The 16,513-nt window shown below is 62.2% G+C and carries 9 protein-coding genes; 4 read left to right on the forward strand and 5 right to left on the reverse strand.

Annotated features, from left to right (window positions below; genetic code table 11):
* Positions 1–63: 63 nt before the first annotated feature.
* A complete protein-coding gene (locus R3E82_15270; protein MEZ5552244.1) occupies positions 64–7,257 on the reverse strand; it encodes a hypothetical protein in 7,194 nt (2,397 codons plus the stop codon).
* 323 nt (positions 7,258–7,580) lie between these two features.
* Here R3E82_15270 and R3E82_15275 point away from each other — a divergent pair, with 323 nt between their 5' ends.
* Together R3E82_15275 and R3E82_15280 are read left to right on the forward strand one after the other, a co-directional pair.
* Positions 7,581–9,890 (forward strand): TIR domain-containing protein, encoded by a 2,310-nt coding sequence (locus tag R3E82_15275; protein MEZ5552245.1) that lies wholly within the window; start codon positions 7,581–7,583, stop codon positions 9,888–9,890.
* A 24-nt stretch (positions 9,891–9,914) separates the two neighbouring features.
* Complete coding sequence (locus R3E82_15280; GenBank protein ID MEZ5552246.1) at positions 9,915–10,400, forward strand: hypothetical protein; 486 nt, start codon at positions 9,915–9,917, stop codon at positions 10,398–10,400.
* Positions 10,401–10,545: 145 nt separating this feature from the next.
* On the opposite strand, the gene R3E82_15285 is transcribed toward R3E82_15280, so the two are convergent.
* The gene (locus R3E82_15285; GenBank protein ID MEZ5552247.1) at positions 10,546–10,980 is read right to left on the reverse strand and encodes an OsmC family protein; all 435 of its coding nucleotides are present in this window, start codon (positions 10,978–10,980) and stop codon (positions 10,546–10,548) included.
* Positions 10,981–11,101: 121 nt separating this feature from the next.
* On the opposite strand from R3E82_15285, the gene R3E82_15290 reads away from it, so the two are divergent.
* A complete protein-coding gene (locus R3E82_15290) occupies positions 11,102–12,472 on the forward strand; it encodes an MFS transporter (GenBank protein MEZ5552248.1) in 1,371 nt (456 codons plus the stop codon).
* Between the two features lie 22 nt (positions 12,473–12,494).
* Positions 12,495–13,277, forward strand: coding sequence for a hypothetical protein (locus tag R3E82_15295; protein ID MEZ5552249.1), 783 nt, complete (start codon positions 12,495–12,497; stop codon positions 13,275–13,277).
* 21 nt (positions 13,278–13,298) lie between these two features.
* Here the strand turns inward: R3E82_15295 and R3E82_15300 are convergent, their stop codons facing one another.
* Genes R3E82_15300 through R3E82_15310 form a run of 3 tightly spaced genes read right to left on the reverse strand, consistent with a single transcriptional unit; the run spans position 13,299 to position 16,482 of the window.
* Positions 13,299–13,994 (reverse strand): gluconate 2-dehydrogenase subunit 3 family protein, encoded by a 696-nt coding sequence (locus R3E82_15300; protein ID MEZ5552250.1) that lies wholly within the window; start codon positions 13,992–13,994, stop codon positions 13,299–13,301.
* Positions 13,995–13,996: 2 nt separating this feature from the next.
* Positions 13,997–15,799, reverse strand: a complete 1,803-nt coding sequence (locus R3E82_15305) for a GMC family oxidoreductase (GenBank protein ID MEZ5552251.1) — start codon at positions 15,797–15,799, stop codon at positions 13,997–13,999.
* A gap of 2 nt (positions 15,800–15,801) precedes the next feature.
* Positions 15,802–16,482: a DUF1080 domain-containing protein gene (locus tag R3E82_15310; GenBank protein ID MEZ5552252.1), complete on the reverse strand. Its 681-nt coding sequence runs from the start codon at positions 16,480–16,482 to the stop codon at positions 15,802–15,804.
* Positions 16,483–16,513 lie beyond the last annotated feature (31 nt).

Below are 16,513 nucleotides of genomic sequence, written 5' to 3' on the forward strand. Positions count from 1 at the left end.
TCCCCCTCTTCAAGTGCGATTCTGCGAATCGATCCGATTGTCGAATCACACCCGCTGTTGTGGTCAGTACGCCGCTGACACGTCGATGAACCAGCCGCCACTGCGGTAACCGTCCCGCCGCAGATCACTGTCGAAATCCGTGAAGTTGTAGCCCACGCCCACCCTCATCTGCACATGTTCATTCCGTACGGCGACGGGCTTCACATAGTAGACGCCCAGCAGCGCACCATGACGCAGGCTGTCATCCTCGAAGTCTTTCATCAGCCGATACTCGGTAAGTGCTTCCCAATGGCCATCGTCGATTTCTTCTTCTGCTCCGACCAGCCGATAGCGGGCCCTGACGGCGGCAAATGCCAGGCGCGTGTCGTACCAGTCACCGCCTTCGAAGACCCGCTGCTCGCCGAACTTTCCCGCAATCCTGGTCCCCACCTCGACACCATCGGCCTGCAATGCGCTTTCGCTCAGATCGTAGAGGACCTCAGCAGACACCACATGACTGCGTTCCTCGAGCTGATTCCCCGCACGACCGTTCGGTCCCAGCTGGCCGTTGCTGCCGAGATCGTAGAGATAGGAGTATTTCGCGAGCAGATTGATCCGGTCGTGATCGACCGGGCGCAGCGCATAGCCGAGATCGAATTCCACGAAACGCCCGTTGTCCATGCCCGCCCCATCGTTATCGGTCCATGCCAGATTGAGCTTGCCGATCCAGCGTTGGTCACCCGCTTCGCTCTTCAACCCGAAGAGGCTGGATGTCAGGTACTGCCATGTGTCCAGGCCACTGTTCCGGTCCCTGCGGGCTTCGATGCGGGTAGCAATGCGCGTGCCATCCACCTGGTAACTGGCGCCCACGCTCACTACCTGACGTTCCACGTCCACACCTTCCCGCCTCAGATCACTGGCCTGCAACCGTGAACTGATCAGCCAGTTCTGATCTGCCTGATAGTCGAGCCCAAAGACGTGTGCGCTGTCCGCATAGCCGTCATCACGCCCGAAGGTCGTCTCCGTGAACACCCCCACGGAGTCGTCCATCTGCCGGCGCTGGCCCAGGGTCAGCAGATTACGCGCACCGTCTGTGCGATCCGGATCCACGGTATAGGTGCCATAGAGCTCATTACCCTCCGCCAGCGCATAGCGGGTGCCGAACTGGGTCATGGCACCGGAACCCACCCCGCCGGTGAGATTGAGCGCCGTGCCGTCTTCACGCACATAGTCCACACCGGCGATGAGCGCCTCGCCGCGGTCTCCGTCACTCGCCTCCAGGCTGATGCCGACATGCTCACTCAAGGTCCGGTTCACACCGAGGCTGAAACGGTCGTTGTCTTCATAATCACTGGAGCTGTGAGCGGCCGTCTGGGCAGATCCATAGACGGCTGTTTCCTCGCCCAGCGCCTTGCCGAGCCGCGCACCGACGAGCAGCGCATCGCCCTGTGTCAGAAGGTCGTCGGGGCTGCCGGGTTCGAAGGATTCGTAACGCGCCTCCAGACCCAGATCAACACAGCCCGCCGGGCTGTCACAACCCAGTCGCAGGTCGGTCTGAGCCCGCACCACGGACTCATCCGGACCGAGTTCCCGCTCCACCCTGCTCAGACTGGTACTGAGCGTCTGAACCTCGGAGACGGCGACATCCAGGGACATACCGGAATCGACCACTTCACCACTTTCACCGAGACGGCCGGAAGAAAAACCTTCATCCCGCTTCTTGTGCCAGAGACCGAGTGCACCTTCCTGAGCCGCGCCGGAGCTGTCACCCCCCGCTCCCGACAGCGGCAGATCTGCCAGGTCGATGTGCGCCTCGAGGCCCCAGGCAGTGCCTGACAGGTCATCGGACGCCTCCGGCAGCAGGGCGTCTGTGAAGGTCAGTCCACCATCGAAGGACAGGCTGTTGACGTCATTCTGCCTGGCCTCGCTGCGGGCATACTCACCTCTGATGAAGCTGCGTTCACTGAATCGCCAGTGTGCATCGGTACCGGTGAGGGTGTAGTCACGACCGTCACGCTGATCGTCCACCCGGGTCAGACCCAGGGCCAGGGTATCTGACGCCCAGCGCCCCCGGATGCCCGATGAGAGATCGTCCGCTGCGAAATCATCGGGCACATGCTCATAGTCGGCCAGAAGAAAGACCCGATCTCCCTCCAGTGGAGCCGACCGCACGATGCTGTTGCTGCGCTCGCGCACCACGCTCGACAGAGGTCGTGACAGCAGGATCCGCCCCTGCAGATCGTCGATTTCATAGTCTCGACCGGGCAACAGTATCTCGGTATCGAGTACCCGCTCGCTGTCTCTGGCGCGCACTTCAATCCAGAGTTTCTCCGAACCCTGCACAATGTCCCGGTGGGGCAGGTAGTAGAGGGATCCGCCGGTCGCCCGGAAAGATGCCTGAGCGGACCGGGTCTGGGCTTCGGAAGCAAACAGCTTGAGGCTCTGCCGGTGCTCACCATACTGGTTGGTCTGAGTACTGCTGTAGTCGAGCTTCGCACCATAGAGGGAGCGGTTGTACTGAGCGAATTCCGTATCCGTGAAACCGGTGTTGTAGTTTCCCCACAACCCGCTCGACGCATCCCAGTCCACCCGCAAATACATGGCGCCCTGACTCTCAACGTCCGCAGTGGTCGTCGAGTCATCGCCGTAAACGGGGTAATAGCGATCCGGGTCGAGCTGCCGGAATATGCGCTCGGGATCCTTGCGCTGCAGATTATCACCGAGATTTTTCAGTTCATCCTCGGTGCTGTCGATCTGGGCCGTCACCAGGTAGCGGCCGCGGATTTTACCGCGCAGGTAGCCGGCAATCCGACCATCGACGAACACGCTCTCATCGTAATGATCGTCTGCGTCCAGCGCTTCGAGGATTCCTGAGACATCGTTGACACCGACTGTCAGATTGACGAGTCCCATCGCGAACAGCGCGTCTGGTGGAGGAGCCTGTGGCTCATCCCGGCCGCCGACCACCATCGCCGCGAGCAGGTTTTCCTGCCTGGTCGTATCCGGCCAGGCGCCTACGCCATCGCAGCTCGCGCGGATCTTCGGCTCGAAGGTATTCGTTCGCTCGAGTTGAAATTCCGGCACGTACCCGGCGGGTGTTGCGGTGGGGAAACGCACCCGCAGATCACGCCACACGGGGCTCGATGCGTAACCGGCGGGATCGAACCTGCCAAGGAAAATCTCCTGGGACATGTGCAGGCCCATGGGCTGCAGGGTCCGTCCGGATGCCGCATCCTCACCGTCGAATACCAGCGTGGGCGTCTGACTCAGTTCACTGAAGTTGGTGAGGCGCAGGCTCAGAGTCTGATTTTGCCGGTCGATGATCGTGTCTGCGGCCATCAGAGTACAGCCGCACTCCATGACTGTCCTGTGCAGGCCGCGGGCACCCGCCGCATCTTCGAACCGGAGTTCCTTCCTGATGCTGCCGACAGCGCGCTGGGGATCGAACTCCACGATGCCGCCCTGTGCTGTGTCGAGACCTTCGTGATCGAACACAGCCCAGGTTTCAGCATCGCGCGGCAGCGGACGTCTGTCGCTGCGGGTACCCTGCTGGTCGATGAGCGCATAGCTGGCCTGCAGATCTCCGGCCTCACCGCCGACTCGCAGCAGCTCCGGGACAGGAACCGGCTCCACATCCACCACGATGTCTTCTGTATCCGGCCGGCGCCGTTGAATGGTCTGGTAGCCGCGGACGGGAATCGTCTGGATCTCCAGATTGCTGTGTCCGAAGATCTCCCAGGGCGATCGTGCATTCAGCACGGGCTCTTTATCTCTGCGAACGTCGAGCAGCCGCATTGCGGTCCGATCGAACACCCAGCGCACACCCATACCGGGAGGGCGGGGGCTGCTCCGTGCCTGCCGGACGGCTGCGGGATCGAATGCCCCGTCTTCGAGCAGACGCAGCATGTCCCCGGTCGGCAGATTGTCATCCGATTCGCAGCTTCCCAGTGCAATCAGCCGGTAACCGATGCGCCGGATGTCCGCTCCCACGGGCACATCCACTGTGGCCGTCTGCAGATCGGTCCGGCCATCGACCGGCCTGAGGAACAACAGCTCGGGTGGCCCGATCGGGCGTGGAAACCCTGGATCGGTCAGATCGAAAAGGGCGAGCTGGTATCCCGAAATGAACAGCCCGTAGTTGCTGTATACGGCAAATTCGGCGCTCTGCACCCCCTGCTCGCTGGCTGGCAGCGATCCCGGCAGAGCGAGCACGTCGAGTCTGGGTTCACCACGCAACCCGTCCGTTCTCGCCTCAGCGCGCAGCCTGTCCGTTCTCACCTGTGGTGATTCTTCGAGCGAGGGTTCGTCGGGTTGAGCGGCTGTCCTCAGCGGAAAATTGATACGGGTCATGAGCCCGGGGGTCAGTCTCACCACCTGGCGCAATACCCGGCGCGCATCCAGTCCTTCGGGCAGGGAAAGGGCATCGAGCTTGATCATGAAATTGGCACCCCGGTCCGCCCGGCCGGTGTCCACATCCGCGATGTGGTAGCGGCCCTGGGCGTCTGTCTCCACCAGCAGGCCTTCGAGGGTTGCCAGTCGCACACCGGCAATGCCCCGTTCACCAGCACCCTGAAGGCCATCGCCGTCCAGATCATGAAACACCTTGCCGATGATGGTGGTCTTCTGCAGCATCGGATCCGCCTCGATACGTACCGAGACGCTCGCGCTGTCTCCCACCCCGTTTTCCACCAGGCCATCGGCCTTACTCACTTTCACACCGGGCGTAACACCTGGACTCACCCGTGCGGCATAACGGACAACCACCCTCTCCCGGGCCGCCAGCGGGCCAATGACGGCTTCGAAATCCCGCGGATCCGCCATGGGCAGCCGTGTCGCGAGGTCGTCGGCGGTCTCCAGTTCGTGATCCGGCCCCGCCCGCACCAGTACCAGCGACCCATCGATGGACGGCAGCCCTGCCGGTGGATTGATCAGCGTGGTGACCCCGTTCAGCGGCACGTCGGAGAGGTTCTGGACATCGACGCGGTAGCCCAGAACGTCACCAATCGTGGCGCGGGTACGGTCGACGCTGTGTTCCACCAGAATTTCGCCACCGGGCGCGCTCAGGGCCAGGCGATCGATCGGAATATGGTTATTGGCCGTGCCCGCATCCCCCGGCCCCCACTGCAGGTTCAGGTAGTAGCTGCTGTCCGCGCTCACGGCGGGTGGCCCGGACTGCGGCTGCACCAGACAGGGCACTACGGCGGCAGGTGCGCATTCAACCAGAATCAGGGTTTCGGTCTCGGGCGGGAGATCGCGGGATGCCGCAGCGATGAATCCCCCTGGTGCCTCCAGGATCCTCAGCTGAAACCCTGTCGTGCTGACCGGACAGCCTCCGTCGGCACCGAAACGAACATCGAACCTGTAGGCGCCCGCCGAGTCGACGGTCTGATTCTGCTGTCCCGGCAGCAGACAGGCGGCCGGAAGCTCACCCCCTGCCGTGAGGCCGAGTGACAACACCACCCCCGGCAGCGGTATCCGGCGCCCGCTTTCGTAGACGACGCCCTGGGCATCCACAAGTGCTTCGACTCGCGGCCGCGCCCCCGCCTCGACTTCGACCGACGTCTGCCCCCAGGCAACGCCATTGTCCGGGTTATAAAAGGTGAGCAGATAGTCGCCCGGCGGAAGTTCCGGGACTTCGAATCTGCCCAGTGGATCGACCACAACCCGCGCGAGCTGCCCGTCGAGCCCGTCGCTGACAATGACCGTCCAGCGCTCAGCCGGGCTGTCCCCGTCATCCCGGATCCGATTGTGGTTATGATCCCGATACACCGATCCGCTGATTCCGGCAGGCAGATCTATCGGGGTGGCGTCATCTTCACCCTCGCCGCCCGGATCACCGTCGCCGTCCGGATCCGGATCCGAGCCTGCATTGCTGGCATCGACCACCGGATTTCCCAGCGGATCCAGTCCGGAAGCGATGGCCTGATTGGTAAAGGGACCAGCGGCACCATTGAGTACCAGGTGCACAGCGAAGCGGATGTCAGCTGTTTCACCCGGTTCGAGGAATTCGGTGCCACTGAGCAGGGCGGATTGACCGGGACCAAAGTTAGCGTTCACTTTGCCCAAGGCGCCCGTAACAATTGGGCCAGAGATCACCGAAACCCGGGCGGGGTCCGGAAACGCCAGCCCCAGATCGTCCTCCACCTGCACACTGTCTATGCGCACCGGACCGAGGTTTCTCACCCGGATGAGGAAAGCTGTTTCGTAACCGTTTGCGGACACCGCAAGAGATTCCACCAGCTTACTGACCCCGAGGGCGGCAGCGTCGCGCAGAGCTGGATCGAACTGGATCGGCGTAGGTGTACTCCCGGGGGACTCGGGGTCCCAGCCCGCATGAGACCATTCCTCGATCCTGGTACCTGTCTGCGGATCTGCACCGCTCAGCAGGGCCCGGTTATAAAAGGGCGGATCCGCCGGCCCCGGGTCAAAGGCGACGCCAAATGACAGAGTCGCGGTGGCCCCCGGCTGGAGCCGATTGCCTGGCGCGAGCAGATTCGAGCGATCCCGGCCGTTGTAGTCCGGGTTCACAGCGACAGCCGAACCTGTGATTGAACCGTCCACCACCCGGAAATCCCGGGCCTGCGCAAAGGTCTCTCGCAGATCGTCAATCAGGGCAAGATCTCCAACTTCGCGCTTACCGAGGTTGGCGAGGACGAAGCTCAGTGTGGTGAGGAATTCACCCGAGGGCAGGAGCACAGACTCGGCTGCGCTCTTCGCCAGACCTATCCTGGGCGGGACGGCCGAGGCGGGCAATTCGATCAGCGTGGTTCCGCAGCCAGCAGGGTCGCGCCCGGCGCACTGGCCGACAACGGGGCGGCCCTGCGCATCGACCGCATGAGCACTCGCCACATTGTGGAACGGGCCCGGTGCGCCCTGGGGATCAAAAACGAGGGTGAAGTGGATGACCGCCCCGGTGCCAGGCTTGAGCCACTCCCCACCATCGAGCAGCGCTGACTGATCATCTCCATTGTAGGCAGGATTGAGTGTCTTCAGATCGCCGGTCACCGACAGCGCCTCAATCCGGACCACCCGCGCCGGTGCAATCTGCTGAGCTATTGCATCCAGGACCTGCAGTTCGTAGAGCTTGGTGGTGCCTGAGTTCCGCAGGAGAATCTCAAACTCCGCGCGGTAGGTGCCATCAGAATCAGCAATTACCGGCCCCGCCGATTTGTGCAGCTCAAGCAGAGCTTCATCACCACCGCCGATCGAACCCACCGCAACAGCCTGCGGCACAGACAGCCACAACAGCAGCGCGACGGAAATTCTCCGACCCGGCATTCTCAGTCCGGGAACTGCAGAATGTCGGTCGCGCTGTCAAACCAGCCGACACAGCGCCAGACGACACGGCGCCCGCATCGGACAGGATCTGGTGACAGGTTCCCCCTGGCTCCCATGGCCGATCGCCTCCCCCGAAGTCCTGCATTCTTCTGCTTGTTATCTGATCCGCCGACCTGCTTCCCGCGATCGACTTTGTTCAGCACCTCCCCCGAGCGCTAAACTGCCCCCTTGTTATCAGGCGGGCATTCGAGTCTAGTCACTCGAGGAGACAAATCAACATGTATCTCAACGCACCCGATGCAGATACGGACCGGCCCGCATAGATGAAACTGCCCTTTCCGGCACATTCCGACGGCGGCGCATACGTATTCGTCAGCTACGCCCATATCAACTCGGACATCGTGTACCCGGAAATGCTGTGGATGCATAAGGCGGGCATCAATATCTGGTACGACGAGGGCATCACTCCCGGCAGCCGCTGGTCCGAAGAACTGGCCGGGGCCATCGAAGAGTGCACGATGTTCCTCGTATTTCTCACCGAGGCATCAGTGCGTTCGGAAAACTGTCTGAATGAGATCGACTTTGCGTTGCGACGAAAACGTCCCTTTCTCGCAGTGGAGCTGGAACCGGTGGAGCTGCCCCCGGGTATCGAGCTGAACATCGGCAACCGACAGTCCATCCTCAAGTACCGCTTTACCGAAGATCACTACCGCACACGCCTGCTGTCTGCTTTGGAAGCTGCGCGCAAAGGCGAATCCGCCGATCCATCGCAGGCTCACATCGTCCCGGATTCGCGCATTCCGCCGCCGGACCGCGCACCTCGCACAGTACGCCGTCGGGGTAGCGGGCAGGCAGCAGAGACAGCCACCAGCCGGGCATTCAGATTCTGGCCGGTATTGCTGGCCCTGCTGGTGCTGGCAGCCGGGGTAGCCTTCTATCTTCGCTCACCCGCCGATGCGGCTTCGGAGGAGGCATCCATCGCCGTGCTGCCTTTCGAAAATATTTCCGGGGATCCTGACATCGACTATCTGGCCGACGGACTGGCCGATGAGCTGATCACCCTCCTGGGTGGCGTTACAGGATTGAGCGTGTCCTCACGCACTTCCTCTTTCTACTACCGGAACCAGCCAGCCTTACTTACGGACATCCGCAGTCGACTGGGTGTCTCCCATGCCATAGAAGGCAGCATTCGACCCGAACAGCAGCGCCTGATCATCAGCATCGCCCTGTTTCGGACGGACAACGGACAACAGATCTGGTCACGGCGCTTCGAGACCGGGGTCGAGGCGGTGAGTTCCGTACCGGCTCAGGCTGCAGCAGCGATCACGCGTCATCTGCGTCCTGAAATAAGACTGGAGACAGTACCCTCCATCTCCCGCGATTCTCCGGTGTCTGCAGGCGCTTATCAGGCCTACCTGAAGGGTCTCGACTTCCTCAGCCAGCCGCCATCTCCAGAGGTGCTGAGCGCAGCACAGCTTCACTTCGAACAGGCGATCCGGGAACAGCCGGATTTCGCCAGGGGCTACGCCGCACTGTGCGAAACCCATCTGGTGTTTTTTCGAATGGTGAGATCTGAGGATGTGGATCTGCACCATGACCGGGCAAAGGAGCATTGCGACCGGGCAATCACATTGGATGCCACGCTTGCCGCGAGCCACAAATCACTCGCAGTGCTGTACCGGGATGCGGGTCGTTTCCCGGAAGCTCTCAAAGAGATCCGCCTCGCCAATACGCTGCAGCCGAACAGTGCGGCAATCCACCATGAGCTGGGCAAAATCCTGGCGGTTCTCGATCAGCCGGAACGCGCTGAGGTCATGCTGCGCCGCGCAATCGAACTCGATCAAGGTTTCTGGGGTGGCTATGCCGACCTCGGTGATTTCCTCTACGAGCGAGGCAGATACACCGAAGCTCTGGAGCAGTTCAAAAAAGTGCACGAGCTGACCCCGATGAACGGGCTCGCGCTGGTGAGCATCGGGGCAACCGAGTACATGCTGGAGAACGTCCCGGCAGCGGAAGCCGCCTGGCGCGAGGCGCTGACCGAGTCACCCGAATCGGAGTCCCGCGCTTTCTGGCAGGCGGCAACCTGGATGGGCATCAGTCGCTTGAATCAGGGCTGCTACGAAGATGCCGCCTACTGGCAGCAGCAGGCAATCCGCATGTCTCCCAACGACCACCGCCTGTTTGGACGACTCGCCGAGTCCTGCCAGCTGCAACTGGGCAGCCCTGATGCTGCGATAGACGAAGTAAGCAGGACTCTGTATCGCCGCGCGATCATGCGTGCCGACGAAGAGCTGAACATCAACCCGAATGACTGGGAGTCCATCGGATCAAAAGCCCTTTATCTGGCCAGATCAGGTGACACGGAAGGTACCGATGCAATGATCGAACGCATGCTGAAGCTCCAGCCCGGCAATCCGGATGCACTGGAACTTGCGCTGCTGTACGCACATCAGATCGGCGATCTGAAATCTGAAGAGAGACTCCGCGGGCAACTCCAGTCACTCAATTACCCATCGCGTCTGCTGCAGACCAATCCGTTTCTCAGTGAAGCGACCACTTGCCGGGTGCAATCCGCCATAACAGAACGCTTGATTTGCACGATGGAAACAGTTATCCCTGCATACGCCGAGTGAAACCAACCCAGTGGAGAACGCCAGATGGCAGCGAAAAAGAAATCCCCCGCTAAGAAAAAGGCGCCCAAAAAGAAGGCAGCCAAATCGAAGAAGGCTGCTACCGTGAAGAAAAAAGCTGCAAAAAAGGCAGCCGCCAAACGTAAACCAGCCAGGAAAAAAGCGGCAAAAAAGAAAGCCGCCAAGAAAAAAGTCGCGAAAAAGAAAGTAGCCAAGAAAAAAGTTGCCAAGAAGAAGGCGCCTAAGAAGAAGGCTGCGAAAAAGAAACCCGCCAAGAAAAAGGCCGCCAAGAAAAAAGCACCTAAGAAAAAGGCTGCAAAAAAGAAGGCCAGGAAAAAGACCGTAGCGAAGCGCGGTGGCGGCACGGCGAAACGCGGCGGCGGTACTGCGAAGCGCGGCGGCGGCACTGCGAAGCGCGGCGGCGGCACTGCGAAGCGCGGGAGCGCACCCGCAGCAGCCGCGATAACACCACCGGAAGTCATGCCCATGCCGGATCCAGTTCCCACGATCTGAGCTGGCATTCGTCTGGTAAACGATCCGGGTCGGGGCCAACGGGTCCCCTTCCCGGATGAACATCCCTACTTCCGGCTCACAGCCGAGCCGACGGCGTTCTTTACACTCCGCTCATACGGGCAGATACGCCAGACGCAGCTGGCGGTTACTCGACCAGTACTTCGACTTCCAGAAACCGCTCCGCATTCAACGAGTTGCTGATCAGGCAGACCTGCTCCGCCTTTTCCAGCAGCGCGCGGGCACGCTCAACCGACGCATCCTGACCGATCTTCAAGCGGGCCTTCGTAGTCAGCCTGGTGAAGCGGGTAGTCCGGTCTACCCGATCCAGAGTGCCCAGGGTTTCGCAATTCAACTCGACCCAGCTGAAGCGCGACGCGGTTGCCACTGCGCGGAACGAAAGCACAAAGCAATCGGCCACTGCACCAAGCAGAAGGGTTTCAGGCGACCAGTGGCCTCCGGGGCCATCGAATTCAACCGGTGCTGCGCTGGAAAGATCTTCAATACCGGCGCTGCTGAGTCGAACCAGGTCATCGGGACCCGCGTTAGCACGGACCTGATACTGATGAGGAAATGGCTGCATTGCTGGGACTCCTGAGAGGATTTCGCGCATCATAAGTCCGGGGAGGTCTCCGCCACATCCGGGAGATCCACACAATCCACAACGCCCCCTCCCGAGCGGTGGTGGCCTGAGCAGGCTCCTGATGCATCAATCCACACCGCAAGGATTCTGGCGCTATCTGCGTCAACCCGAAGTCGATCGATTTCCGACCGGTCTGCTGCGCTGGTGGCTGCTCGGCCTGATTATCCTCGGCTGGGCGGTGGAGCAGTACGAAGCACTCAAGAACGGTCCGGTGCTCGTCTACATTCTGGAGGAATTCGACAAATCCCTGGTGGAGTGGGGCTACGTCGCCGCGATTGCCGGGCTGATCTACAGCGCAGGCGCCATGCTGCTCTCTCGCGCAGCCGACCGATTCGGACGGCGTCCGCTGATGATCTGGCCTGTCGTCGCCTACACCCTGATTTCCGTCGCCGGGGCATTGACCGGGAGTTTCTGGGCTCTCGCATTCCTGGTGGCTTCCGGCAGTTTCATGATGGCGGGTATGAATCCCGCGGTGCATGCCGCGTCCCGGGATCTGACCCCGCGCATGGGTCGAGCAATGGTGTACGCCTGGGTGTCACTCGCCTTCACGATCGGTGCGCTGATGTCCACCGCAGTCGCGGCACAGACGCTGCCGATCTGGCCAGGCTGGCGCTCCCAGTACTGGATCGCAGCCGGTCTCGGCGGCACCACCGCCACCATTCTGTTCATTTTCTACCGGGATCTGAGCACCCGGGTACGGGGAGAGATTCGTGAATCACTGACTGAGGTTGAGCCCACTCTGCCGGGTGTTGATGCGCTCAGCGCAGGCGGGCTGCCTCTTCACACGGTGACGACAGAACCACGCTCTGCCTACGACGATGGTCGCGCCATTTATCGCAGCCCGAGGCTCTGGCTGCTGTCCCTGGTGATCGTGTTCTGGTCCCTCACCTATGTCACCGTGTCAGCCTACGTGCCCACCTACCTTGCCCAGCACTATGGTCTGCTGCCGGCCCGGGCGGCTTCCGTCACTTCCTATTTCTGGATCGTCTTTACCGTCAGCGTGTTTCTCTCAGGCTGGCTGTCTGATCGATTTCTGGTCCGCAAGACCGTCACGGCCTTTGGTGGCGTGAGTACGGGCACCTGCTTCGTGGTCGGTGCGACCCTGCCGGTGGGTACCGCCGAATCGACGCTGGTGCTCATCTGGTCACTCACCGGCTTTTTCGCCGGCTTCATCTATCCCGCATGGTGCGCCATCTATTCTGAAACCGCCGAGGAGATCAGTCCTCATGGTGTGGGGCGAGCCTTCGGTATCACCGCCACCCTGTCACCCATCGCCGGTCTGTTTCTCAATCTGGGGCTGCCGCGCGTGGTGGCGCACTGGGGCTGGTCGACCTGGATGCTGATCGCCGGCGGTTGCTGCTTCTGCGTCAGCCTGCTCGTCGCCACCGGCAAGGGACCCTGGTGGTCACAACGCACAGAAGGCACACTCTGATCACCGCAACGGAGAACGACCGATGACCCTACAGCTGCGTCAGATCTGCCTGGTTGCCGGAAAGCTCGCCCCTGCAATCGACGATCTCACCGCCGTGCTGGGGATCAACACCTGCTACATCGATCCGGCAGTCGCCCATTTCGGGCTCGAAAATACGCTCATGGCCGTCGGCCGCAACTTTCTCGAGGTGGTAGCGCCGGTACAGAAACAAACCGCCGCCGGGCGCTATCTCGAGCGACGGGGCGGAGACGGCGGATACATGGTCATCACCCAGGCCGACACCCTCGCCAATCAGCGCCGCATCCGCCAGAACGCGCTCGACGCGGGCGTGCGCATCGCACATGAAGCAGAGCGCGACGGCTGGCATCTGTGTCAGCTTCATCCCGGGGACATGAAGGCCGCCTTTCTGGAAATAGAATATGACCGGTTCGAGGATTTCGAGGGCAACTGGATGCCGGTGGGCGGCACTGGCTGGGAAGACAAGGTGAAACAGGATGTGACCCGGGACTTTCTCGGGGTCGAGCTGCAGAGCGATGACCCGGTCTCTCTCGCCGAACTCTGGGGGCGGGTGACCGGACTGCCGGTCAGCCGCAAAGGCAGCGCGCTCGAGCTGCGGCTCAACAACGCCGAGCTGCGCTTCGTCACCGCGGAAGATGGCCGCGGACCCGGACTCGGCGGCATCGATATCGCGGTGGCCGATCGCGCGCAGGTGCTGCGTACCGCGCAGGCCCGGGGCTGCTATGTCTCCGACGAGCGGGTAGATGTGTGCGGCACCCGGTTTTATCTGCGCGATGCAGACGCCTGACCCGGGCTTCACTGCAGCCGATTAGACTTTTACACCCGCCTTGCGCAAGGCGGCATCCGGGGGACCTTCAAAACTGTCTGTCGGCCGGTTGCCGACATAACCCAGATCCTGCATGCCCGGCGGCGTCGTGAAATAGCCGATGGCGACCAGTTTGCGATACCGCCCGAAGAATCCTGCAGGCGCGCCATCCAGAGCCGCACGCCGGGAATCTGCAAGCAGTTCCATCACTGCCCGCCCGGAATCCGCAGGCAACTCCTCGACCGGGTGGCCGTGTCTGGCCCGGGACGCGGTGTCGAGCCAGTCGAGACCTTCCAGCACCACCGCGCGGTCAGCACGACAGGGGTCATAGGGTGCACTCACCCATTCGTCGATGAAGTCATGCACACCGAGAGTGCCTGCCCCGGGTGCCGACCCGGCCGCGGGCAGAATCTGCTCTGCAAGCCAGCGCGCGCCTGCACGCTGAGTACGGGTAAAAGTGAGGGGCCAGAGTTCACCCGGCACATAGCTGCGCAGCAGGTCCGGATCCTTGCCGTAGCCTTGCAGCGTCGCTGCCGATTCAATTGCGGCTGCCGGCGCCACCGTCGCGGGGTTGGTGCGCTCCGCAACCGATCCACCCGCGAGAGCACCCGGCGCACCGTGCAGGCTGCCGAAAGCCACCAGCATCCACTTCACCGCGCTGCGCCGGTCCATGCGGGTGTCGATGTGTCGTCCAATCATGTCTAGATATCCCTCCTGCGCAGCGCACCCAGTATGTGATCCGCCGCGCGCCAGGCCAGCGCCATGATGGTGAGGGTTGGATTCTTGTCGGCATTGGATGGAAACAGCGCACCGTCGGTGACGAAGAGATTGGGCACATCCCAGGTCTGGCCATAGGAGCTGGTCACCGAATCGGCCGGGTCCATGCCCATGATGGTGCCGCCGACTTCATGGATGATGTAACCACCGGGCTCGATCGCCCTGGCGCCATCGGACTGCACCGTGCCCAGTACCCGGCCACCCATGGCGGCAATGATGTCGGCGAAGGTGCGCTGCATGTGGGCAGCCTGTCTGGTTTCATGTTCGGACCAGCGCCAGTGAAAGCGCAGCACCGGGATGCCGAAGCGGTCCTTCACCTCCGGATCGATCTCACAGTAACTGTGATCATTCGGAATCATCTCGCCGCGGCCGGCGAACCCGACCAGAGATCCGTAGTAGCGGCGCATCGACTCCCGATAGCCTGCGCCGTAGCCGGGCCCTGCGAGTTCGTCCAGAGTGCCCAGGGTGCCCGTACCCGGCATCTGACGCCCGCTGCCCATCTCGATGTGATAACCCCGCGCAAAGTCGAGACGTCCCGCCCGCTGCTCCGGGTACAGCCACCAGGGTGAGTAGACGTGTGAACCACCGGCGCCGTCTTCGTTGTGCAGGGGCAGATCCTCGAGGCTGGGAATCTGACCGCTCAGGCTCGCACCCACCGTGTCCATCAGGTAGCGGCCCACTTTGCCACTGCTGTTCGCCAGACCCTGGGGAAACGCCGGGGATTTCGAGTTGAGCAACAGGCGCACGGTTTCACAGGCACTGGCTGCAAGCACAACCACCCGCGCGGAGACCCGATGCATTTCGCCATTGCGGGCATCGATGAATTCCACACCCCGGGCACGCCCATCGCCGCCAAGCAGTACCTCGCGCACCATGGCATTGGTGAGCAGGTCCAGGTTGCCGGTGGCCAGCGCCGGCGGCAGATGCACCGTGGTGGACTGGTATGTCGCGCGGATCGAACAGCCGCGTCCGCAGGGTGTGGCCCAGAAGCAGACCGCACGGGCACGCATGTCTGCTGCGAGGATGCGCTGGGCTCTGGTGTTGCCGGGATGCAGAAGCGCCGGCAGTCGATCCGCATCGAGCGCACGGGTGAGTACCGCGCGGTGGATGGGAATCACCGGTACCCCGAGCTTGCCTGCTTCCTGGGCGATGAGTCGCTCACCAACTCTGGCGGCCGGCGGTGGCAGCAGGCAGCCCGCCGGAGAGTCCGGCGTGTTCTCCAGGTTGTTGTTGTCACCGTACACGCCGATGAGCATCTCGACCTTGTCATACCAGGGCGCCAGGTCCGCATAGTCGATGGGCCAGTCGAAACCCAGTCCGTCCCGGCTGCGGGGCTTGAAATCGTAGGGACCATTGCGCAGGGAGATGCGGCCCCAGTGGTTGGTGCGTCCGCCGAGCATGCGTGCCCGCCACCACCAGAACTTCGACTCTGCCGTGTCTGATGCATTGGTATAAGGCTCACCCGGCATCTGCCAGCCACCGTCCACGGTGGCGTCGTAGAAGCCGAACTCCTTGTCGTCGGTCGAGCGGCCCCGCAGCGGTGCCTGGTCCGGTGTGTTGAACATCGGTGTCTCGGTTTCCGGCACATAGTTGCGGCCGGCTTCGAGCATGAGCACCCGGGCGCCTTCCATGGTCAGGGTATAGGCAGTCTGACCACCGGCGGCACCGGAGCCCACCACGATCACGTCATAGTCGTCGCGCAGCCCGTCGGGTGAAATGTGCGGCACGACTACCGGCCTGCAGCGAGCGGCCGCACGGCTATGTTCCGGAAATAGACGAGATCCCGGGTGGCATGGTTCTGCAGGCCGATGTACCCGGCGAGCGGCCGCGGGCCTCGATCCGGTTCGTAACGCTGGAGTTTCTCTGGCACCGGATCGCCTTCGGTGAAATCGGTGACCAGTTCGCCATTGACCCGCACCTGGGTGACGGGACCGTCCAGCGTGATCTCGAGGCGGTTCCATTCCTGCAACCGGGGATGCACGAGCGCCTTCGTCAGTGAATAGAGCACACCCGTGCGGTGATAGTCGTCGCCGCCTTCGTCAATCTGGACTTCATAACCACCGTTGACGGCCGTCCATGGATTTTCGGGCTCCCCGGGTATCCGCACGAACACGCCGGAGTTCGCCTCGGGGACTCCCAGTTTGAATTCCAGCCGCAAGGTCACATCGGAGAATTTCTCGCCCGTGTACCAGAGCATGCCCATACCGCCTTCGCTGTGCAGCACGCCGTCTTCGATCAGAAATCTGCCCGGGCCGACCTGCGCCCAGCCGGTCAGGCTTTCGCCATCGAATAGTGACCGCCATTCATCCTCGGCGGCTTGTCCTGCTGCCGGTACCAGCAGCACAGACAGGAGGGGCAGCAGCACCAGCCGCAGTGCGGCGGATGAGCATCGAACGCTGGTTTCTGGCATGAGTTTCTCCTTATCCAGGCGCGTTAAGCAG

The sequence above is a fragment of the Pseudomonadales bacterium genome (genome assembly GCA_041395945.1).
Classification (GTDB): Bacteria; Pseudomonadota; Gammaproteobacteria; order Pseudomonadales; family Azotimanducaceae; genus SZUA-309.

What these genes read in the sequence shown, in the direction of transcription:
- R3E82_15290 (MEZ5552248.1), top strand. Translation starts at nt 11,102, where the DNA reads ATGCATCAATCCACACCGCAAGGATTCTGGCGCTATCTGCGTCAACCC.
- R3E82_15275 (MEZ5552245.1), top strand. Translation starts at nt 7,581, where the DNA reads ATGAAACTGCCCTTTCCGGCACATTCCGACGGCGGCGCATACGTATTC.
- R3E82_15310 (MEZ5552252.1), bottom strand. Translation starts at nt 16,482, where the DNA reads ATGCCAGAAACCAGCGTTCGATGCTCATCCGCCGCACTGCGGCTGGTG.
- R3E82_15270 (MEZ5552244.1), bottom strand. Translation starts at nt 7,257, where the DNA reads ATGCCGGGTCGGAGAATTTCCGTCGCGCTGCTGTTGTGGCTGTCTGTG.
- R3E82_15280 (MEZ5552246.1), top strand. Translation starts at nt 9,915, where the DNA reads ATGGCAGCGAAAAAGAAATCCCCCGCTAAGAAAAAGGCGCCCAAAAAG.
- R3E82_15300 (MEZ5552250.1), bottom strand. Translation starts at nt 13,994, where the DNA reads ATGATTGGACGACACATCGACACCCGCATGGACCGGCGCAGCGCGGTG.
- R3E82_15285 (MEZ5552247.1), bottom strand. Translation starts at nt 10,980, where the DNA reads ATGCAGCCATTTCCTCATCAGTATCAGGTCCGTGCTAACGCGGGTCCC.
- R3E82_15295 (MEZ5552249.1), top strand. Translation starts at nt 12,495, where the DNA reads ATGACCCTACAGCTGCGTCAGATCTGCCTGGTTGCCGGAAAGCTCGCC.